Consider the following 20,072-nt stretch of genomic DNA (forward strand, 5'->3'; position numbering starts at 1 on the left):
CAGACATATCTGAGCTGTCGGCATCACTGACCCAGCCATCCAAAATTGATCCACGCCCGGTGTCAGCGCCCGATCGTTCGTGCGTTGTATCTGCCGTTGGCGCATTCTGCTGCAGCCCCCTATGGCCTATGCCGCGCGCGTGGGTTCACGGCCCTTTGGTTCCTCCAAACACCCTACCCCGCACAAAAAACGCGGCGTGCAGGGATCGTCCTGCATACCGCGTCATTCTCAAAGACCGGTTTTGCGCTGCGGTGCTCAGGCCTCGATGCTGCCGCGTGCCGGTGCATCCGCCTGCTGCGCCTCGGCGCGTGCTGCGGCATAGCTTTCGGCCCCTTGGCGCATCCGGGTCGCAAGACCGTCTTCATCGGCACCGCTGCCGATCTGCGCAAGCACCAAGGACTTCATGAAGCTTTCCTGCGTGGAGATCGCCTTGGCGCGGGCCTGCGCGAGAGCGTCAGCCTCTTCCGGAGTTTCGCTCGCCTCGACCTGCGCGCCGCTCGACTGAGCGGCATTGGCGGCCACGTCATCGGTCTCGCTCGACGCATTGCCGTTCGCGGCACTTGCGGCGCCAGACGAAGAGCCCTCGCTCGCCGCCTCTTGGGTGGACGTCTCCGCCACTGCGTCAACGCTGGCCGAGATCTCCTGAATCTGATCGTCTTCGTCCGTGGCTTCCGATTCAGCTGCAATCTGGTTCTGGGAGGAGGTTTGCGCCGCGACCGTCGAGGCGATCGCCCCGAAGAGGCTCGAGTTCGAGCCGGAAATGGAACCTAACATTTACATACACCTTTTGATGGTACACGCGCCTTTTGATTAAGGATTGAGGAAGAATTACGACCTCTGCGAGACCACTTGGCGGCAAGCCGCCCTTCCGGTGCCCGTCAGGTTCTCACCATTCGGCGGGGAATTCGCCCGGCAGATAGGCCCGGATGCTGTGGAAAAAGATATCGATCTCCAGCGCCAGCCCGACCTCGAAGTCATTGAGTTCCGCCCCGCTCCAACGGTGCTGCTCGAGGCGTGCAAGAAAATCCCGGCGGGTTTGCTCGTCGCGCGGCTCCAGTGGCAGGGTTCCGGCGGCACGCAGCAGGTCGATGCGCTTGTGCACCTCGCGCATGCCCGAAAAGGCCTCCATCATCGGGCGCGTCAGGCGCGGGTCTTTCTGCCATGACGCTCCGCCAAAGACCTCCTGCACCACCCGATTGCCCGCCCCAAGGCAATCATAGGCGACGCAGCCCGGAAACCCCTCCTCCGTAAGGCGGTCGTGAATGGTGCAGCTGTGTCCCGAAAGGTTCCGGCACGGCTCGCCGGGGTTCTTGTCGAAGGCGAAGTCCTTGCCCTTGTCGAAGGCCAGCGCGAGGCAGCAGAGCGCCGCGCATTTCGAGCAGTCGGTCTTGAGGTGATCGGTCTTGAGATGATCGGTCTGCGGCATTGCGGCAATCGTTCTTCAGGGATGTCCAAGGGCGGCTGAGGTGGCCGTATCCCGCGGAACGCCCGCGGATTGCAAGGCCACGCTCTGCGCAGCGTGTGCAAATGACCGGCGCGCGCCAGCTGCGGACGGAGCGGGGTTCAGGCTGATTTATCCGACTTCTTACCGTCGGGCAGAGCCTCGTCCCCCGGCCCCGAGGGGGCCTCCGGCGGTTTGCTGAAGGACTTGGTCAGAACGATTGCCTCTTCACTCCAGCGGCAGGCCATCTTCTGGAAGTTCTCAAAGAGAACATGGTGGTAGTCCCATTTTTCGCTCTGAGCGTCCCACTTCCATCTTTCGCGCTGAATGAAATCCGCAGCCGCGTTCCAATCCCGCACGAAGGGTCCTCTCATCCACTCACGATAAAAGGCTTCATCGAGAATTTTTCTGCGAATCCCGATGGATACAAGCTCGTAGTGATTGAGATACCCCAAGATCGCCCGGCGTTCTTCCCGGTCTTTCGTTTCCGCGGGGCTGTGAAGCTTTGCAAAGCCATTTTGACGGCGGTGGTAGCTGAAGACAGAATTCTGCTCTTGGTAATATGGCGTGGATTCGACCTTCTCGATCATGTCCAGCGTGGCTCTTTGGCGGGTGGACGCCCGGGCCATGGCGACGCCATAGGCCGCCACCGCGACCGACAGCAGGATGACCGCAGGGCCGACCAAACCGATCCAGTTGAAACTAGAAGCGACGCAAACCACCAAGGTTTGCGTCGCTTCACTGGCAATCTGCTCGGAACAGTTCACGTCAGTCCCGAGCACCTTCTTTGGTGATCACAGACATGCTGGTCTCCTTCTCAGAAAGATGCGTTGCAAGCAGGTTTACGCGCTTCACGCGCACTGTCAACGAATTCCCATACGCTGGCACAGCCTCCCGCTTACTCCCGCTTTGCGAGAGCCGCGCGGGACCGGAGAGCGCAAAACCTCGCCCACAACAAATGCGGCCATCGAAACTCTAGCTTACAATGGTAAACGCTTCACTTCCCGCCGAGTTCCATAACGCTCGCACATATTCCAACTTCATTCTGCAAGCTGAGATGAAATGATCTGACCACGCTGATCTACCACGACGGACCGCGCGCGACCCGGCGCGGCGCAACGCCTGATCACGCAAAACACGCTTAAATCTATGAGGATTTGCAGAAAGCTGAGACATTTCAGCTTGGTACCCAAGGTCGGACTCGAACCGACATGACCTCGCGGCCGGGGGATTTTGAATCCCCTGCGTCTACCATTCCGCCACTTGGGCCCGGGCATGGATTTAGCCGCCCCGCCGCGCCGCGTAAAGCGGCAATCTTCACGCACTCGCATGTTCCTTGCGAAACTGTCATCACAAATGCAGCGTCAATGGCTTGCGCCTCGGGGTCCCCCGTGCTTCCTGCAAAGAAGACCCACGCCGGAGACCTGCCCGACGATGCTGCGCCGCCTTTACGACTGGACCATGTCGCTTGCCGATCACCCCAAGGCGCTTTGGGCGCTGGCAGCGGTCTCTTTCATCGAAGCCTCGGTGTTTCCGATCCCGCCCGACGTGCTGATGATCCCGATGATCCTCGCCGCGCCGCGCCGGGCATGGCTGATCGCGCTGGTGGCCACATTGGCCTCGGTCGTCGGTGGCCTCTTCGGATATGCCATCGGGCATTTCTTCTTCGACAGCATCGGGCGGCCAATTCTCGAAACGCTCGGCAAGGCCGACTCGATGGAGGCCTTCAACGCCCGCTTCAACGGCGTTGGGTTCTGGGCCGTGCTGATCGCCGGGATCACCCCCTTCCCGTTCAAGGTGATCACCATCATGTCGGGCTGGACCGCGATGCCGCTCGGCACCTTCGTCACCACCGCCATCATCGCCCGCGCCTTCCGCTTCTTCATCGTCGCGGGGCTGCTGCGGGCCTTCGGCGCGCCGATCCGGGATTTCATCGAAAACCGGCTCGGGCTGGTGTTTACTGTCTTTGTGCTGCTGCTTGCCGGCGGCTTCTTTCTGGTGAAATACCTCTGAGACCATGACTGACCTGCGCAAGTTCCTCATCCTGATCGCCGCTGGCGGATCGGCCGCCGTGCTGCTTGGCGCCATCGGCTCACAATTCATCGGCGGACTCGCCCCCTGCCACCTGTGCATCCTGCAGCGCTGGCCCCACGCCATCGCCGTCGTCATCGGTGCACTGGCGCTGGCCTTCCGCGCCCGCCTGCTGCCGCTTTTGGGCGCGCTGGCGGCGCTGACCACCAGCGGCATCGGCGTCTATCACACCGGCGTCGAGCGCGGCTGGTGGGAAGGGCCGACCACCTGCACCTCCGGCCCGATCGGCGGCATGTCGGCCGATGAGTTGCTCAACCAGATCATGGACGCGCCTCTGGTGCGCTGCGACGAGGTTGCCTGGCAGTTCCTCGGCCTGTCGATGGCCAGCTGGAACGCGGTCATCTCGCTTGGCCTTGCGCTGATCTGGATCGCCGCATGGCGGCGCTCGGCCCAAGCCTGAACGGTGTTAGTGCGGCCCTGAACCAAAGTTGCAGGGGGCCAAATCAGCCCCCTGCCACGCAGCGCGACCCCGCCTGCCCCACGTCAGATCGGTCTTCGAGGCGCGGATGTCCTGAGCAGCGCCGCGCCTGACGGCATCGCTACAAGACAGGTGACAGAGCGCCAAACCTCTGGCATCACGAGAAAATGACCAATCGCTTCGCCCTCTGGCTCGCCGCCATCCTGATCCTCGCCGCCGTGCTGGATTACCTGCTCTTCGGGAGCGATCACTTCATCTATCTGGGGCGGAAAGTTTTCAATCTGCTCGATTGGATGGCATTTTGGCGGTGAGCGCTAACAGTCCCAGTATTGACTTGCCCGACGTATCCTGATGACCTTCGGGCAACCGCAGACTCTCGGACAGCGAGGAGACATCATGACCGTCAAGGTAGCGATCAACGGCTTCGGCCGCATCGGGCGCAACGTGCTGCGCGCCATCATCGAATCCGGCCGCACTGACATCGAAGTCATCGCCATCAACGACCTCGGCCCGGTCGAGACCAACGCCCATCTTCTGCAGTTCGACAGCGTGCACGGTCGCTTTCCGCAGGACGTGAAAGTGGCGGGCGACACGATCGACGCAGGCCGCGGCCCGATCAAGGTGAGCGCCGAGCGCAACCCCGCCGATCTGCCTTGGGGCGACGTCGATGTGGTGCTCGAATGCACCGGCATTTTCACCGACCGCGAGAAGGCCGCCGCCCACCTCGCCAATGGGTCGAGCCGCGTTCTGGTCTCTGCCCCCTCCGCCGGTGCCGACAAGACCATCGTCTACGGCGTCAACGACGACACGCTGACCAAGGATGACCTGATCGTCTCCAACGCGTCCTGCACCACCAACTGCCTGTCGCCCGTCGCCAAGGTGCTGAACGACACCGTCGGCATCAAGAAGGGCTTCATGACCACCATTCACAGCTACACCGGCGACCAGCCGACGCTGGACACGATGCATAAGGATCTCTATCGCGCGCGCGCCGCGGCGCAGTCGATGATCCCCACCTCGACCGGCGCCGCCAAGGCCGTCGGCCTCGTGCTGCCCGAGCTTAACGGCAGGCTCGATGGTGTGGCGATCCGCGTGCCGACGCCGAACGTGTCGGTCGTGGATCTGGTGTTCGAAGCCGAGCGCGAGACCACGGTGGAAGAGATCAACGACGCGATCCGCGTCGCCGCCAATGGCAAGCTGAACGGCATTCTGGGCTATACCGACAAAAAGAACGTCTCGATCGACTTCAACCACGATCCGCACAGCTCGATCTTCCACACCGACCAGACCAAGGTCATGGAAGGCACCATGGTGCGCATCCTGTCGTGGTATGACAACGAGTGGGGCTTCTCGAACCGTATGTCCGACACCGCCGTGGCGATGGGCAAGTTGATCTGAGCCTGCGGCGCGCTTGAGGGCGCCATATCTGGAAACTCAAAGGCGGGGCCGCGTGCCCCGCCTTTTCATTTGTCGAACGCCTTGCGCGCCGCGCCATAGCCCTCTGCCGCCTCGAGCCCCGCGGGCCGTGCGCGCGGGGTCACCCTGCCGGTCAGCGGCAGCGCCAGCGGCTGGCTGATCACCGGCACAGGCGCTGCGAGCGGGGCGTGAGACAAGCGAGCCGCCCCCTCTTGCGGTGCAGTGCGGGCGGGCTGCTGCGGCGCGGTTTTGGGCCGCTGCGACCGGCCGTGACCGCCGATCCCTTGATGAATTTCCATGACCTGTCTCCCTTTCTAAGAGCCCATCCGCGCTGTTTTGGCTGCGCGCCCGGCAGCCGCGCCGCGCTGTTGCTGTGGCGTTAAGGTTAATCGCCGAAGGTTTACAAAGCCTTGCGCCCGCAGAAACGCGCCGCACGTCATGCCATGCATGTTTTGCAAGGCGGGTCTGGAAAAGCGTCAATTGTGCTGCGTCGCAGCAAGACCTAAGTTAGCGCCAACGCCGGGGACACCCGCAAGGGCATTTCCCACGGCACCGAGTTTCAACAAACCAACCGCAAACGCGCCCACTCCTCCCCTCGGGGCGCCCTTCATAGATGGATCAGAGACATGACCAAAGCCATCAACGCCGTTCGTGACAGCTTCTCCCGCCGCTTCGCCTATCGCCGCACCCATCAGGCCCTGATGTCGCTGCCGCTGCGAACCCGCATTGACTGCGACATCGCAGGCCGCGAAGCGGAAACCGCGCGGATCGCTGTCTACGGTCAGTAAGACCAAGCTACGACAAAGATAAACGGGGCCCCAGCGGCCCCGTTTTTGCGTTCAGCCTTGGCGTTGCACGCCTGCGTTCAACCTTTGTCGAAGCGCGCCTTCAGCGCCTCGTTCACCGTGGGCGTGACGAATTTGCTGACGTCGCCATCGAGCCGGGCGATCTCTTTCACCAGCTTCGAGGCGATCGCCTGATGCCGCGCCTCGGCCATCAGGAAAACGGTCTCGATGCTGGTGTCGAGCGCGCGGTTCATGCCAACCATCTGGAATTCATACTCGAAATCCGCCACGGCGCGCAGGCCGCGAATGATGATCTGCGCGCCCACATCGCGGGCGCAGTCGATCAGCAGGTTCTCGAAAGGATGCGCGACGATCTCTGTCCCGGTCTCTTCAGACAGTTTGGCGCATTCCGTCTCGATCATCGCCACGCGGTCTTCCAGCGGAAACAGCGGACCCTTGTCGCGGTTGATCGCGACACCGATCACCAGACGATCGACCAGCGCCGCGGCGCGGCGGATGATGTCGATATGGCCCAGCGTGATTGGATCGAACGTGCCGGGGTAAAGGCCAATGCGCATGAAATCCTCCCAGGAGTGCCCGCGGGGGCATGTCCGGCGCACGCAACAATATTGCGTTCCGGAATGCAACCCCGAAACCGGCCTCCTGTCGAGGCGGCTTGGCCTAGAAGCCCATGATCATGCCCTGCAGCGCGTCTTTTTCCATGGCAAGTTCGGCGATCTGCGCCTTCACCACGTCGCCGATCGAGATGATGCCCACCAGCACCCCATCCTCGACCACCGGCATGTGACGGAAGCGCCCCTCGGTCATCCGGGCGAGCACCACATTGGTGTCCTCGTCGCGGGTGCAGACCTGCAATTTGCGGGTCATCAACTCGTCACACGTCATGTTCAGGATGCTGGCACCCTGCGCCGAGATCGCGCGCACGATGTCACGCTCTGACAGGATCCCCAGCGGCGTCTGCCCGTCGTCGGAAACCACCACACCACCGATCCGGCGCTCAGACAGCACCTGCGCCGCGTCACCGACGCTGCTGCCGGGGGTGACGGTGACCACCCCGTCGTCGGACTTATCCTTGAGAATCTGTTGTACCTGCATGCGGCTTTCCTCCTAAGCGCTGCTGACCGTTACAGCGTCCGCCCCCTGCGACCTTCTGTCAACTCCCACCTTCGAGGCAGGCCAGCTCGCGCCGAACACCTTCGGCCAAAAGCTCTGCGAATCCGTTAAGGCGCGCGTGGCGCCGGTCATCGGCATGGCGCACGAGGTAAAAACTGCGGGTGAGCGACACTTCATCGGCCAGCACCTTGCGCAGCCCCGGCGCGGCGGGCAGCGCGAAATCATGCACGATGCCCAGCCCCGCGCCCAAGCGAAGCCAATGGAACTGCACCGCGACCGAATTAGAGGCGAGACGCACCCGCTCGACGCCCAGATCGCTGAGATAGTCGAGCTCGCGGTCAAAAATCATGTCGGGGATGTAGCCCACCATGCGGTGCCCCTGCAGGTCGGCGCGGCTGCGGATCGGGGCGTGACGGGCCAGATACTCCTCGGAGGCCGCAAGATGCAGGCGGTAGTCCGAGATCTTCTTGACCACCAGCCGCCCCGCCGTGGGCGCAGAGACCGCGATGGCCATATCGGCCTCGCGCCGCGACAGGTTCACCACGCGCGGCAGCGAGACGATCTGCAGATCGAGCCCCGGGTTGTCCTCGGCGATCTTGGCGCAGACCTGCGGCAGCAGGAAGTTCGCGCAGCCGTCGGGCGCACCGATGCGGATCTGCCCGGCGAACCCCTCAGAGGCTCCCATCAGCGCCTGCGCACCCTGCCCCAGCGCCTGTTCTGCGGTCTCGGCATGGACCAGCAGCCGCGCGCCTGCCTCGGTCAGCGCGTAGCCCTGCGGCGACTTGGCAAAGAGCGGATGGCCCAGTTGCTCCTCAAGACGCGCCACCCGGCGGCCCACCGTCGCCGGGTCCATGCGCAGCACCCGCCCCGCCGCCGACAGGCTCTCGCCGCGCGCGACGGCAAGGAAAATCCGCAAGTCATCCCAGTTCTCACGCATGGCGCACCTGAATTTTTGCAAAACCTTTTTGCTGGATTACCCCTGTCCCCTGCATTTCCGCAAGGCTAGAGTGCGGCCCAACATCAAGGAGGTTCAGATGCAAGAACTCACGCATTTCATCAACGGCGAACACGTCAAGGGCACCTCGGGCCGCTTCACCGAGATCTTCAACCCGGCCACCGGGGAAGTTCAGGCCAAAGTGCCGCTGGCCACCGTCGCAGAGCTGAACGACGCCGTTGCCAAAGCCGCCGAAGCGCAAAAGGGCTGGGCCGCCACCAACCCGCAGCGTCGCGCCCGCGTGATGATGAAGTTCGGTGCGCTGATCAATGAGCATATGGACGAGCTGGCCGAGCTGGTCTCGAAGGAACACGGCAAGACCCTGCCCGACGCCCGCGGCGACGTGCAGCGCGGTCTGGAAGTGGTCGAGGTCTGCATGGGCGCGCCGCATATGCTCAAGGGCGAGTTCACCGACAACGGCGGTCCGGGCATCGATCTCTACTCCATGCGCCAGCCGCTTGGCGTGGTCGCGGGCATCACCCCGTTCAACTTCCCGGCGATGATCCCGCTGTGGAAGATGGCCCCGGCGCTGGTCTGCGGCAACGCCATGATCCTCAAGCCCTCCGAGCGCTGCCCCTCGACCTCGCTGCGCCTCGCCGAGCTGATCATCGAGGCCGGCCTGCCCGAGGGCGTGCTGCAGGTGGTCAACGGTGACAAGGAAGTGGTGGACGCGATCCTCGACAACGAGACCGTGCAGGCCGTGGGCTTCGTCGGCTCGACCCCGATCGCGCAGTACATCTATGGCCGCGCGGCCACCAACGGCAAGCGCGCGCAATGCTTCGGCGGTGCCAAGAACCACATGATCATCATGCCCGACGCCGACCTCGACAAGGCCGCCGACGCGCTGGTGGGTGCGGGCTACGGCGCTGCAGGCGAACGCTGCATGGCGATCTCGGTGGCCGTTCCGGTGGGCGAGGAAACCGCCGACGCGCTGATCGAAAAGCTGGTGCCGCGCGTCGAGAAGCTGAAGGTTGGCCCCTACACCGCGGGCGAAGACGTGGACTATGGCCCGGTGATCACCGGCACCGCCAAGGACCGGATCAACGGCCTCGTCACCAAAGGTGTCGAACAGGGCGCGAAGCTGGTCATCGATGGCCGCGACTTCTCGCTGCAGGGCTATGAGAACGGCTTCTTCGTCGGCCCGTCGCTTTTCGACAATGTGACGCCCGACATGGACATCTACAAAGAAGAGATCTTCGGCCCGGTTCTCAGCACCGTGCGCGCTGGCACCTACGAAGAGGCGCTCGATCTGGTGATCGACAATGACTACGGCAACGGCACGGCGATCTACACCGCCGATGGCGACACCGCGCGCGACTTTGCGCACCGGGTGAACGTGGGCATGGTCGGCATCAACTTCCCGATCCCGGTGCCGCTGTCGTACCACACCTTCGGCGGCTGGAAGAAATCGGCCTTCGGCGATCTCAACCAATACGGCCCCGACGCCTTCCGCTTCTACACCAAGACCAAGACCGTCACCGCGCGCTGGTTCTCGGGCATCAAGGAAGGTGGCGAGTTCAACTTCAAGGCCATGGACTGATCCATCGCCGCGCCGGTTCGCACCGGCCCCTTGTCAAAAGCGCCGCCCCGATCCCCGGGGCGGCGTTTGCATGTCCGGCGCAGAAGCGTGACAGCGCCGACGCCAAACATACATCTGCGGTACATCGTTGACGAGGCGCGACACACCGGCAAGGCTGCCGCACCAAAGCCAGAAACAGCCACAACAGCCGCCATGCCTGTCACGTTCCGCATTCTTCCGAAACACGGTCTTGTCTACGTGCGCTATGAGGGTCAGGCGCGCCTTACTGACACGACCACGGCGTTTGCCGCCTATACCGTTCATCCGGAATTTCACCCCGGCCAGAAACAGCTGGTCGATCTGTCGGCGATCACCGGCTGGGATGGGGACTTCCTCGAACTCATGAAAATTCAGGCGCAGAAGGCCGAGGCGTTTCGTGGCGTCGGGGCTCAGACCATGATGGTCTATTATGCGCCCACACGAACCAGCCTCGATCTGGCGAAGATCGCCCTGCAATCATGGGACGGTCTCGACGGGGTGATCACACTCGTCCAGCAGAGCGAGCTTGGCACGCTTGCCCTGCTCGGTCTGGCCGAGCGCAGTTTTGAACAATTGCTGCAGGAGGCGGGCTGAGCCTCAAGCCACACAGCGCCCACCCCGATGTGTCGCTTACGCGACATAAAGTTTGACAGTCCCCTGCCTCCAGAACAGATGTTAGCGAGACCCAACGCCGCAATTTTCCTGTTTCTGGGAGACCCCACATGGCTGGCACCTTTAGATTTCTTGCCGACCGCCCATTGGTCTACATGAAATTTTCCGGGGAGACCTATTGCGAAGAATGCGTCGAGGCGCAGAAGGTAATCAAGGCAACCCCGGGCTGGTCGCCCAACGTCGGTTGCCTGATCGACTATTCGGAACTGACCCATTTTCGCAGCGGCTACACCGGGCTTCAGCAGGTCTCGGCAGAGATGGCCGCCTCGGGGCTCTTCGACGATGGTGTGATGCCTCTGGTCTATTTCGCCCCGACCGATCTGGCTTTCGGCGTGGCGCGCATGGCGCAGCAGATCCTCTCGCCGCAGCTCAGTTTCGACATCCATGTCTTCCGCGAAGAGGCGCCCGCGCTTGCCTTTTTAGGACAGCCCGAGACCCGCGTCTCGGACCTCTTTGCCGCGACCCAGTGATCAGATCGCGCGCAACACCCCATTGAAAGCCGCGCGCCGCCGTCCTATATGAGGGGTGTTCCGCAAGGGACTATGGGCATAAACGCGCATGTAATAAACGGATCGGACCCGGGGGCGGTACCCGGCGGCTCCACCAATAAACCCTTGTTGGGGGTTCATGGGGCCGAAATAGGATCGACGAACGCGTAAAGATGTAGCTTTGTCCCGGTGAGATACCACCGTTATCGGTTCATAAAGCATAGTTGCCAACAACAATCGTGCTCCGATGGCTCTGGCTGCGTAAGCAGTCCGAAACATCGAAATCTAAGTCCTTGCGCCTAGCAGCGTAAGGCGGGGTTCGCAGGTACCTGGCAACAGAAACCTGCACTTCCTTCCCCCCCAGAGACATCTTGAAGCCCATCGCGACATGCGCGCGGGATGCCGCTTGCAGAGCGCCGCAATTCGCTGCTTTTGCGCCGCGACCGACGGATAGATTGACCGAATACCGCCGCGCTGCCAGCATTCGGCTTATGTTTCGCGTGGTTGCCGCCAGCCTTGCCCTGCTCGTCTCGCCGGCCCGTGCCTGCGAGACCGCGCTGCTTTTGGCCATGGATGTGTCGAACTCGATCGACCCGGCGGAATATGCGATCCAGGTCGAAGGCCTCGCCTTCGCAATGCGCGACCCCGAGATTGCCGCGATCCTCGTCGAGGATCGGATCGCGCTTGCGGTGCTGCAATGGTCCGGCCCGGCGCATCAGGCGCTCACCCTTGGCTGGCGGCAGATCACCGAGCCCGCCGATGTTTCCGCCTTCGCCAGCGCCGCAGAGCGCATGGAGCGGGCCTTTGTGCTTTCTGACACCGCGCCGGGTGCCGCGCTGCAGGCCGCGCTCGATCACATGGCGGCGGCCCCCGCCTGCGGGCGCAGGGTCATCGACATCTCGGGCGATGGCACGCCGAACTCCGGCCCCTCCGCCTCTGCCGCGCGGGTGCGGGCCGAACGCATGGGGGTGACGATCAACGGGCTGGCGATCGAGGGGCCGGGCCATGGGCTGCCGGTGACCAATTATTACCGGCAAGTGCTGATCACCCGCGACGGCTTTGTCCTGACCGCGCGCAGCCACCTTGCCTATGCCGAGACCATGCGCCGCAAGATCCTGCGCGAGATCGCCCGCGTGCTGGGCTGAGCCGTCATGAAAGTTTCATCAAGCCCTGCGCAAAAGCCGGTGATGACGACGCCCGCCAAGACCCCACTTTCCCAGCTTTTCCTGAGTTTCCTGCGCATCGGCCTGCTGAGCTTCGGCGGTCCGGCGGCGCAGATCGCGCTGCTGCATCGCGAGATCGTCGAAGAGCGCGGCTGGCTGAGCGAGCGGCAATACCTGCAGGCGCTGTCCTTTTGCATGCTGCTGCCGGGGCCCGAGGCGATGCAGCTGGCCACTTGGGCCGGCTGGCGGCTGCGCGGCGTCGCCGGCGGGCTGATCGCAGGGGGGCTCTTCGTGGTGCCCGGCGCCCTGGTCATCGCCGCGCTGGCGCTGGCCTATTCCGCCTATGGCACCCGCCCCGAAGTGACCGCGCTGATGCTGGGCGTGAAGGCCACGGTGATCGCGCTGGTCGCCTTCGCGCTCATGAAGCTTGGGCGCAAGGTGCTGTCTCATCGCGGCGCGCCATGGATCGCGCTGGCCGCTTTTGCCGCGCTCTACGTGCTGCATCTGCCGTTCCCGCTGGTCATCGCCTGCGCCGGAACCATCGGCTGGCTCAGCCGCGCTGCCGCCCCCGCCGAGGACGTGCGCCCCCTACCCGCGCCGGTGACCGACCGGCTGTGGGTCTGGCCGCTCTGGGTGACGCTCTGGTTCGCGCCAATGGTGCTGGCCGCGCTGGCCGGACAGACGCTGCTCTACGACATCGGCATGCTCTTCTCAAAGCTGGCGGTTTTCTCCTTCGGCGGAGCCTATGCGGTGCTGGCGTGGCTGGCGCAGGAGGCGGTCTCGGCACGCGGCTGGCTCAACCCCGCGCAGATGGCCGACGCCTTGGGGCTGGCCGAGACGACGCCGGGTCCGCTGATCCTCGTGACACAATTCGTGGGGATGCTCACCGGCTACGCCGAGGGCGGCTGGCCCATGGCGCTGGCCGCCGGGGCGATGGTGCTTTGGGTGACCTTCGTGCCTTGTTTCCTGTGGATCTTCGCCTTTGCCCCGCATCTCGAAAGGCTGCTGGCCCGCCCCCGCCTGCAAGGCGCGCTGGATGCGATCACCGCCGCCGTGCTGGGGGTGATCGCCAACCTCACGCTGTGGTTCGCCCTGCATGTGCTCTTCTCCGAGACGTGGCAGCTGCGGCTTGGTCCCATCGCCCCGGAACTGCCCGTGCTGCAAAGCTGGCGTCCCGGCGCGCTGGCGCTGACGCTTCTGGCCGCCCTGCTGCTTGGCCCGCTTGGCCGCTCGGTGCCGCTGACGCTTGCCGTGACGGCAGTCGCGGGGCTCTTGTTAACTATTTATTAATGCGCGCCTTTCCGTGAAATCCCGTCCAACGGGGAATTTTCCAGCCAAGTCCCCTTTTCCTCGCCGCCAAATCTAATATGGTGAAAAGAAAGCGACGAGGATCAGAGCCATGCCCTCCGGCATCGACTACGGGAATCTCATGCACCGCGCCATGCGCGGGCTCATCCATGACGTCCTTCTGGGCGTTCAGGAATCCGGCCTGCCGGGCGAGCACCATTTTTTCATCACCTTCGACACCCAGCATCCCGATGTGGAACTGGCGGACTGGCTGTCGGATCGCTACCCGGGCGAGATGACGGTGGTGATGCAGCATTGGTACGACGACCTCGAAGTGACCGAGGACGGCTTTACCGTGACGCTGAACTTCGGGGATGCGCCCGAGCGGCTCTACATCCCCTATGACGCGATCAAGACCTTCGTCGATCCCTCGGTCGAGTTCGGCCTGCGCTTCGAGACGCATGAGGAAGACGAGGACGACGACGAACCCACCCCGCCCGACGGCGACGATCCCGAAGGCTCGGGCGATGCGCCCAAGCAGGATGCCGAGGTGGTGCGGCTGGATTCTTTCCGCAAATAAGCCGCCGCACAGGATGCGCCATGCCGCCGCCGGTCTGCCCGGCGGCGTTCGCGTTTCTGCTGCGCTGACCCCGCCACCACGGCCCGCGTCGCAGGATTTGCAAATTTTCCTGCCCTGTCGCGACGCTAACAGCCCACGCAAAACACGCTGCCCCGTTGCCCCTTCGTCTCGCTGGGGCTAAACGGCACACAATGGTATGCTTGCAGGAGGCAAAGATGGCCAACACCCGCACCGAAACCGACAGCTTCGGCCCGCTCGAGGTTCCCGCCGACAAGTACTGGGGCGCTCAGACCCAGCGGTCGATCATGAACTTCCCCATCGGCTGGGAGAAGCAGCCGGTTCCGATCATCCGCGCGCTTGGCGTGGTGAAAAAGGCCTGCGCCATGGCCAACAAGGAACTGGGCAACATGGAGGCCGAGGTCGCCGATGCGATCATCGCCGCCGCCGGTGAGGTGATCGAGGGCAAGTTCGACGACAACTTCCCGCTGGTGGTCTGGCAGACCGGCTCGGGCACGCAGTCGAACATGAACGCCAACGAGGTGATCAGCAACCGCGCGATCGAGATGCTGGGCGGCGAGATGGGCTCGAAAGCGCCCGTGCACCCCAACGACCACTGCAACATGGGACAGTCGTCCAACGACACCTTCCCCACCGCCATGCACGTGGGCATCGCCATGCAGGCGCGCGACGTGCTGCTGCCGGGCCTGCGCAAGCTGCACGCGGCGCTCGAGGCGAAGAGCGAAGAGTTCAAGGACATCATCAAGATCGGCCGCACCCACACCCAAGACGCCACGCCGCTGACGCTGGGTCAGGAATTCGGTGGCTACGCGCATCAGGTGAAAAAGGGCATCGAGCGGGTCGAGGCCTGCCTTGGTGACATCTACGAGCTGGCGCAGGGCGGCACCGCCGTGGGCACCGGGCTCAACACCAAGAAAGGCTGGGCCGAGATGGTCGCCGCCAATATGGCGCAGATCACCGACCTGCCCTTCGTCACCGCGCCCAACAAGTTCGAGGCGCTCGCCGCGCATGATGCGATGGTGATGTTCTCGGGCGCGCTGAAGACCGTGGCCGCCTCGCTGTTCAAGATCGCCAACGACATGCGCCTGCTGGGCTCCGGCCCGCGCTCGGGCCTTGGCGAGTTGATCCTGCCGGAAAACGAGCCCGGCTCGTCGATCATGCCGGGCAAGGTGAACCCGACTCAGGCCGAGGCGCTGACCATGGTCTGCGCGCATGTGATGGGCAATGACGCCGCCGTCGGCATGGCCGGCAGCCAGGGCCACTTCGAGCTCAACGTCTACAACCCGATGATGAGCTACAACGTGCTGCAGTCGATGCAGCTGCTGGGCGACTCGGCCTCGGCCTTCACCGACAATATGGTCGTGGGCACGCAGGCGAACACCGCGCGCATCGACAAGCTGATGAAGGAATCGCTGATGCTGGTGACGGCGCTGGCGCCGACCATCGGCTATGACAACGCCACCAAGGTCGCCAAGACCGCGCATAAGAACGGCACCACGCTGAAGGAAGAGGCGATCGCCCTTGGCTTCGTCGACGAAAAGACCTTCGACGAGGTGGTGCGCCCCGAGAAGATGATCGGCCCGAAGGACTGATCCGCGTCCTTTTGCGAGACTTGAAACGGGGCCCCGCGCGGGCCCCGTTTTCGTCAGCGCCGCCGCCCGAGCGCGCAGCTTGCCGCAAACTGCCGCATATCTTTGCCCGCGCCTGTTCATACTTGCCTGTCCGGGCCTGCCCGTCCCTGCCCGCCCGCGGTTTTCGATTGTCCCCGCGCCGCACCGCGCTATCCTTTTTTGCCATGAGCAACGTCGTTAACCTCAACCGCTTCCGCAAATCCAAAGCCCGCGCCGAGAAATGCGCGCAGGCCGACGAGAACGCTGTGCGCCATGGTCTCAGCAAGGCCGAGAAGAAGCTCGAAGAAAGCCGCAGCGACAAGGCCGCGCGCAGCCTCGAAGGCCACCGGCTGGATACGCCCGATGGCACGCCCGAGGGCGATGGCACGCCCGAGGGCGACGAGACTTCCCGCTCATGACCCCCAGGGAAATCGGGCGCCCGGCGAAACACTCGCTGACCATCCGCGGCCACCGCACCTCGGTGTCGCTGGAGACGCCCTTTTGGGACGAATTCCGCAGCATCGCCGAGGCTGAGGGCAAGACGCTCAACGCCCTCGCCACAGAGATCGACGCGCAGCGCGGCGTCGAGGCGGGGCTCGCCTCGGCCATCAGGGTGCATGTGCTCGAACACCTCAAGGCACGGCTGCGGGCGGCGGGCTGAGACGCCTCCGGCGGGCGTATTTTGGGAACAATGAAAGGCTCAGCGGCGGTAGTGGCTGAGCATCTCGTAGTCTTTGCGCGGCCCGCGCACGCGCCAACGGGCGGTCCACTCGGGCCAGCGGCTGAAATCATACTCGGCATCATATTGATCGGGATCGCACCAATGCGCCGCCGCGCCGCCGCCGGGCGGCACTTGGTGGAAAAAGCGCCCGTCGTCGAACCAGACCGACAGATCCGCGCCCCAGCGATAGCGCCGCTCGGCGGCAAAACGCCCGGTCCCGATGATCAACTCCCCGGTCTCAACATAGAGCGCGCCACCGTCTTCGGCGCGCCACTCGGCCTGCCCCTCGAAACGCGCCGCGCTGCCATCGCCATGGGTGATCTCGCGCGCCAGCCGCCAGTCACCGAGGAAATCTTGGAGTCTGCGCATCGCCGCTGGTCCTATCTTCTTCTCTTTCCAAATACGCACATCTTTGGCGGGCGAAGCCGCGCGGCGGGCATGAGGCAGAGCTGCCAGCCACTCACCGCCCTTGCCGTGGCGCCACTTCCGCCCTATGACGCCCGCGTCTGCCATGCAAGAGACCGAAGGATAGCCGATGATCCCCCGCTATGCCCGCCCCGAGATGACCGCGATCTGGGAGCCCGCCACCAAGTTCCGCATCTGGTACGAGATCGAGGCCCATGCCTGCGACGCACAGGCCGCGCTGGGGGTCATCCCCAAGGAAAACGCCGAGGCCGTCTGGAAGGCAAATGACGTCGAGTTCGACGTCGCCCGCATCGACGAGATCGAAGCCGTCACCAAGCATGACGTCATCGCCTTCCTCACCCACCTCGCCGAGCATGTGGGCAGCGAAGAGGCGCGCTTCGTGCATCAGGGCATGACCTCTTCGGATGTGCTCGACACCTGCCTCAACGTGCAGCTGGTGCGCGCCGCCGACATCCTGCTGGACGGCGTCGACAAGGTGCTGGCCGCGCTGAAAAAGCGCGCCTACGAGCACAAGGATACCGTCCGCGTCGGCCGCAGCCACGGCATCCACGCCGAGCCCACCACCATGGGGCTGACCTTCGCGCGGTTCTACGCCGAGATGGACCGCAACAAGAACCGTCTCGAGAAGGCCAAATGGGAGATCGCCACCGGCGCGATCTCGGGCGCCGTCGGCACCTTCGCCAATATCGACCCGGCGGTTGAAGAGCACGTCTGCGAGAAGCTGGGCCTGCGCCCCGAGCCGATCTCGACGCAGGTGATCCCGCGCGACCGCCATGCCATGTTCTTTGCCACGCTCGGCGTCATCGCCTCTTCGATCGAGAACATCGCCATCGAGATCCGCCACATGCAGCGCACCGAGGTGCTGGAAGGCGCGGAGTTCTTCTCGATGGGCCAGAAAGGCTCGTCGGCGATGCCGCACAAAAAGAACCCGGTGCTGACCGAGAACCTCACCGGCCTCGCCCGCCTCGTGCGGATGACGGTGATCCCGGCGATGGAGAACGTGGCGCTCTGGCACGAGCGCGACATCTCGCACAGCTCGGTCGAGCGCGGCATCGGCCCCGATGCGACCATCACCCTCGATTTCGCGCTGAACCGTCTGGCCGGCGTCGTCGACAAGATGATCATCTACCCGCAGAACATGCTCGACAATATGAACAAGTTCCCGGGTCTGGTGATGTCGCAGCGCGTGCTGCTGGCGCTGACCCAAGCCGGTGTCAGCCGCGAGGACGCCTATTCCATGGTCCAGCGCAACGCGCTGAAAGTCTGGGAAGAGCGGCTTGATTTCCGCGAGCTGCTGCTGGCCGACGAAGAGGTGGTGAAAGCGCTCGGCGTCGACGGCATCAACGAAAAGTTCGACATGGGCTATCACACCAAACACGTGGACACGATCTTCCGCCGTGTGTTCGGCGAGGGCTGAGCCCCGCCCGGCTGGGGGCGCTGCCCCCGTCAGCTGACGCGGACTCCCCCGGGATATTTTGATCTAGACGAAGGGCCGGTGCGGCGCTCGCGGGAACGTGAGGTGCCGCGCTGGCCGCTTTCTTTTTGGCGGGTGGCGGAGCTGTGGTACCCTAGGGTCATTCCACACGGAGGACGAAGCATGACGATCAAGACGCTGTTGACCGCCGCCGCCCTCGTGGCAGCCCCGATGATTGCCTGGGCCGATTGCAGCTATCACGAGCAGGCCAAGATGACCTGCGCGGAAGGCTCGGCTTATGACGCCGAGAGCGGCACCTGCAAGGTGATCTCTGGCTGAGCATTCCGCTGGCCTCGCGTGCAGTTACCCGAAGGGGCGCCCGGTCTGGGCGCCCCTTTTTCCTGCGCGCCGTGACGGGGCGGAAATGCCGCGAGCCATGAGGGTTTATTAACCTCGCTGCGCTAGGACTGGAGCTTGCCAGCCCAACCGGCCCGCACAGGCTTTCTGATCCCAAGATGCGATACCAAGCCACGAGACCCCGATAAGACAACACGCCACGGTAAAACGACGCGATACTCAGCACCGATGTCTACTCTGCCTTCCTTGTCCGAGTCCCAAGGCCGCCCCGGCGGTCGGCCGCCGCTGTCGCGCCGCGCCAAGGCGGCGATCATCGTGCAATTCCTGCTCAACGAGGAGGCCGATGTGCCGCTCTCGGCGCTGCCCGACGATCTGCAGGCCGAACTGACGCTGCAACTGGGCCGCATGCGCTATATCGACCGCGCCACGCTCAACGCCGTGGTCGAGGAGTTTTCCGCCGAACTCGACGGGATCGGCCTGTCGTTTCCCGGTGACATGGCGGGGGCGCTGTCGGCGCTTGACGGCAAGATCAGCGCCCGCACCGCCGCCCGCCTGCGCAAAGAGGCCGGGGTGCGCCAGAGCGGCGATCCATGGGAGCGGATCGGCGCCCTGCCCGAGGCGCGCATCGCCGAACTCGCCAGCGCCGAAGCGATCGAGGTGGCCGCCGTCATGCTCTCGAAGATCAACACCGCCAAGGCCGCCGCGGTGCTCGCGCTGATGCCCGGCGAGCAGGCCCGGCGCATCACCTATGCCGTGTCGATGACCGCCGGCGTCTCGCCCGAGGCGGTGGACCGCATCGGGCTCAGCCTCGCGGCGCAACTCGATGCGGAGCCGCCCAAGGCGTTTGCCAACCGCGCGGACGAGCGGGTTGGCGCCATCCTGAACTACGCCGCCTCGGCCAAGCGCGACGAGGTGCTCGAAGGGCTCGAGGAGACCGACAAGGATTTCGCCGAGGCCGTGCGCCGCGCCATCTTTACCTTCGCCGACATTCCCACGCGGTTGAAAAAGGTCGACGTGCCGAAGATCACCCGCGACGTGCCGCCCGAGGTGCTGACCACCGCCATCGCCGCGGCCACCTCCGAGGCCGATCTGCCCGCGGCGGAGTTCCTGCTGGAGAATATGTCGAAGCGTATGGCGGGCGCGCTGCGCGAGGATGCCGCCGGGATGACCGTGAAGGGCAAGAAGGGCGAAACGGCGATGAGCACGGTGGTCACCGCCATCCGCGAGTTGGTCGCCGTGGGCGAGATCGAGCTTCGAACCGGCGAGGATGACGACGACTAACGCGGCTCTGGAACTTGTGCCGCGCCGCGCGGCGGCCTAAATCTGCCCCTCGTAGGAACGGAGCGGGCTTTGACCAAGGGCGAGACGAATAACACCACTGCGCCGCAGGCATCCACAAAGGACGGCGGTCCCGCGTCGGCAGGTGCCAAGGCAAGCGCCGAGACAAGCGGTAAGACCGACGGGAAGACGGGCGCCAAGACCGGCAGCAAGAAAGGCGG

The 20,072-nt window shown here is 64.2% G+C and carries 25 protein-coding genes, 1 tRNA gene and 1 other RNA gene; 18 read left to right on the plus strand and 9 right to left on the minus strand.

Annotated elements, in window-relative coordinates:
- Positions 1–255: 255 nt before the first annotated feature.
- The 4 genes from AYJ57_RS01400 to AYJ57_RS01415 form a co-directional block, all read right to left on the minus strand.
- On the minus strand, positions 256–774 hold the full coding sequence (locus AYJ57_RS01400; RefSeq protein WP_066100148.1) for a hypothetical protein: 519 nt from the start codon (positions 772–774) through the stop codon (positions 256–258).
- Between the two features lie 112 nt (positions 775–886).
- The gene (locus tag AYJ57_RS01405) at positions 887–1,426 is read right to left on the minus strand and encodes a hypothetical protein (RefSeq protein WP_066100151.1); all 540 of its coding nucleotides are present in this window, start codon (positions 1,424–1,426) and stop codon (positions 887–889) included.
- 137 nt (positions 1,427–1,563) lie between these two features.
- Positions 1,564–2,208: a DUF4760 domain-containing protein gene (locus tag AYJ57_RS01410; protein ID WP_157373895.1), complete on the minus strand. Its 645-nt coding sequence runs from the start codon at positions 2,206–2,208 to the stop codon at positions 1,564–1,566.
- A 416-nt stretch (positions 2,209–2,624) separates the two neighbouring features.
- Positions 2,625–2,710 (minus strand) — tRNA-Leu (locus AYJ57_RS01415).
- A gap of 165 nt (positions 2,711–2,875) precedes the next feature.
- Between AYJ57_RS01415 and AYJ57_RS01420 the strand changes: the two genes are divergently transcribed.
- The 4 genes from AYJ57_RS01420 to gap all read left to right on the plus strand — a co-directional run bounded on the left by AYJ57_RS01420 (position 2,876) and on the right by gap (position 5,348).
- The gene (locus AYJ57_RS01420; protein ID WP_066100156.1) at positions 2,876–3,454 is read left to right on the plus strand and encodes a YqaA family protein; all 579 of its coding nucleotides are present in this window, start codon (positions 2,876–2,878) and stop codon (positions 3,452–3,454) included.
- 4 nt (positions 3,455–3,458) lie between these two features.
- Entirely contained in the window at positions 3,459–3,932 is a 474-nt protein-coding gene (locus tag AYJ57_RS01425) for a disulfide bond formation protein B (RefSeq protein ID WP_066100159.1), read from the plus strand.
- A gap of 185 nt (positions 3,933–4,117) precedes the next feature.
- The gene (locus AYJ57_RS26160) at positions 4,118–4,261 is read left to right on the plus strand and encodes a hypothetical protein (protein ID WP_193789501.1); all 144 of its coding nucleotides are present in this window, start codon (positions 4,118–4,120) and stop codon (positions 4,259–4,261) included.
- 85 nt (positions 4,262–4,346) lie between these two features.
- On the plus strand, positions 4,347–5,348 hold the full coding sequence (gene gap, locus AYJ57_RS01430) for a type I glyceraldehyde-3-phosphate dehydrogenase (protein ID WP_066100162.1): 1,002 nt from the start codon (positions 4,347–4,349) through the stop codon (positions 5,346–5,348).
- Between the two features lie 65 nt (positions 5,349–5,413).
- Here gap and AYJ57_RS01435 read toward each other — a convergent pair whose 3' ends face one another.
- A complete protein-coding gene (locus AYJ57_RS01435; RefSeq protein ID WP_066100165.1) occupies positions 5,414–5,665 on the minus strand; it encodes a hypothetical protein in 252 nt (83 codons plus the stop codon).
- A gap of 327 nt (positions 5,666–5,992) precedes the next feature.
- On the opposite strand from AYJ57_RS01435, the gene AYJ57_RS01440 reads away from it, so the two are divergent.
- On the plus strand, positions 5,993–6,154 hold the full coding sequence (locus AYJ57_RS01440; RefSeq protein WP_066100169.1) for a glyceraldehyde-3-phosphate dehydrogenase: 162 nt from the start codon (positions 5,993–5,995) through the stop codon (positions 6,152–6,154).
- A 77-nt stretch (positions 6,155–6,231) separates the two neighbouring features.
- Here the strand turns inward: AYJ57_RS01440 and coaD are convergent, their stop codons facing one another.
- The 3 genes from coaD to AYJ57_RS01455 form a co-directional block, all read right to left on the minus strand.
- Positions 6,232–6,729: a pantetheine-phosphate adenylyltransferase gene (coaD, locus tag AYJ57_RS01445; RefSeq protein ID WP_066100173.1), complete on the minus strand. Its 498-nt coding sequence runs from the start codon at positions 6,727–6,729 to the stop codon at positions 6,232–6,234.
- A 103-nt stretch (positions 6,730–6,832) separates the two neighbouring features.
- On the minus strand, positions 6,833–7,267 hold the full coding sequence (locus tag AYJ57_RS01450; protein WP_066100177.1) for a CBS domain-containing protein: 435 nt from the start codon (positions 7,265–7,267) through the stop codon (positions 6,833–6,835).
- 58 nt (positions 7,268–7,325) lie between these two features.
- Positions 7,326–8,222, minus strand: coding sequence for a LysR family transcriptional regulator (locus AYJ57_RS01455; protein ID WP_066100181.1), 897 nt, complete (start codon positions 8,220–8,222; stop codon positions 7,326–7,328).
- 97 nt (positions 8,223–8,319) lie between these two features.
- On the opposite strand from AYJ57_RS01455, the gene AYJ57_RS01460 reads away from it, so the two are divergent.
- From AYJ57_RS01460 to AYJ57_RS01505, 10 genes are all read left to right on the plus strand, one after another.
- Complete coding sequence (locus AYJ57_RS01460; RefSeq protein ID WP_066106503.1) at positions 8,320–9,819, plus strand: CoA-acylating methylmalonate-semialdehyde dehydrogenase; 1,500 nt, start codon at positions 8,320–8,322, stop codon at positions 9,817–9,819.
- Positions 9,820–10,011: 192 nt separating this feature from the next.
- The gene (locus AYJ57_RS01465) at positions 10,012–10,431 is read left to right on the plus strand and encodes a hypothetical protein (protein ID WP_066100183.1); all 420 of its coding nucleotides are present in this window, start codon (positions 10,012–10,014) and stop codon (positions 10,429–10,431) included.
- 128 nt (positions 10,432–10,559) lie between these two features.
- Positions 10,560–10,979, plus strand: coding sequence for a hypothetical protein (locus AYJ57_RS01470; RefSeq protein WP_066100186.1), 420 nt, complete (start codon positions 10,560–10,562; stop codon positions 10,977–10,979).
- Between the two features lie 18 nt (positions 10,980–10,997).
- Positions 10,998–11,347, plus strand: a transfer-messenger RNA (tmRNA) gene (gene ssrA / locus AYJ57_RS01475).
- A 141-nt stretch (positions 11,348–11,488) separates the two neighbouring features.
- A complete protein-coding gene (locus AYJ57_RS01480; protein WP_066100190.1) occupies positions 11,489–12,142 on the plus strand; it encodes a DUF1194 domain-containing protein in 654 nt (217 codons plus the stop codon).
- Positions 12,143–12,148: 6 nt separating this feature from the next.
- Entirely contained in the window at positions 12,149–13,450 is a 1,302-nt protein-coding gene (chrA, locus tag AYJ57_RS01485; protein WP_442974582.1) for a chromate efflux transporter, read from the plus strand.
- A gap of 109 nt (positions 13,451–13,559) precedes the next feature.
- Positions 13,560–14,027 carry an SspB family protein gene (locus AYJ57_RS01490; RefSeq protein WP_066100196.1) on the plus strand — a complete coding sequence of 156 codons (468 nt, stop codon included), beginning with the start codon at positions 13,560–13,562 and terminating at the stop codon, positions 14,025–14,027.
- Positions 14,028–14,242: 215 nt separating this feature from the next.
- Complete coding sequence (gene fumC, locus AYJ57_RS01495) at positions 14,243–15,637, plus strand: class II fumarate hydratase (protein WP_066100199.1); 1,395 nt, start codon at positions 14,243–14,245, stop codon at positions 15,635–15,637.
- A 203-nt stretch (positions 15,638–15,840) separates the two neighbouring features.
- The gene (locus tag AYJ57_RS01500; RefSeq protein WP_066100202.1) at positions 15,841–16,074 is read left to right on the plus strand and encodes a DUF4169 family protein; all 234 of its coding nucleotides are present in this window, start codon (positions 15,841–15,843) and stop codon (positions 16,072–16,074) included.
- On the plus strand, positions 16,071–16,316 hold the full coding sequence (locus tag AYJ57_RS01505; protein WP_066100205.1) for a ribbon-helix-helix domain-containing protein: 246 nt from the start codon (positions 16,071–16,073) through the stop codon (positions 16,314–16,316). Before AYJ57_RS01500 ends, AYJ57_RS01505 begins: the two co-directional genes overlap by 4 nt.
- 39 nt (positions 16,317–16,355) lie before the next feature.
- On the opposite strand, the gene AYJ57_RS01510 is transcribed toward AYJ57_RS01505, so the two are convergent.
- Complete coding sequence (locus AYJ57_RS01510) at positions 16,356–16,745, minus strand: DUF6314 family protein (protein WP_066100208.1); 390 nt, start codon at positions 16,743–16,745, stop codon at positions 16,356–16,358.
- A gap of 166 nt (positions 16,746–16,911) precedes the next feature.
- Between AYJ57_RS01510 and purB the strand changes: the two genes are divergently transcribed.
- The 3 genes from purB to AYJ57_RS01525 all read left to right on the plus strand — a co-directional run bounded on the left by purB (position 16,912) and on the right by AYJ57_RS01525 (position 19,854).
- Complete coding sequence (gene purB, locus AYJ57_RS01515; RefSeq protein WP_066100210.1) at positions 16,912–18,219, plus strand: adenylosuccinate lyase; 1,308 nt, start codon at positions 16,912–16,914, stop codon at positions 18,217–18,219.
- A gap of 180 nt (positions 18,220–18,399) precedes the next feature.
- Positions 18,400–18,555, plus strand: a complete 156-nt coding sequence (locus tag AYJ57_RS01520) for an adenylosuccinate lyase (protein ID WP_066100212.1) — start codon at positions 18,400–18,402, stop codon at positions 18,553–18,555.
- A gap of 246 nt (positions 18,556–18,801) precedes the next feature.
- Entirely contained in the window at positions 18,802–19,854 is a 1,053-nt protein-coding gene (locus AYJ57_RS01525; protein ID WP_066100215.1) for a flagellar motor switch protein FliG, read from the plus strand.
- Positions 19,855–20,072: the final 218 nt, after the last annotated feature.

Source organism: Salipiger sp. CCB-MM3 (assembly GCF_001687105.1).
Lineage (GTDB): Bacteria > Pseudomonadota > Alphaproteobacteria > Rhodobacterales > Rhodobacteraceae > Salipiger.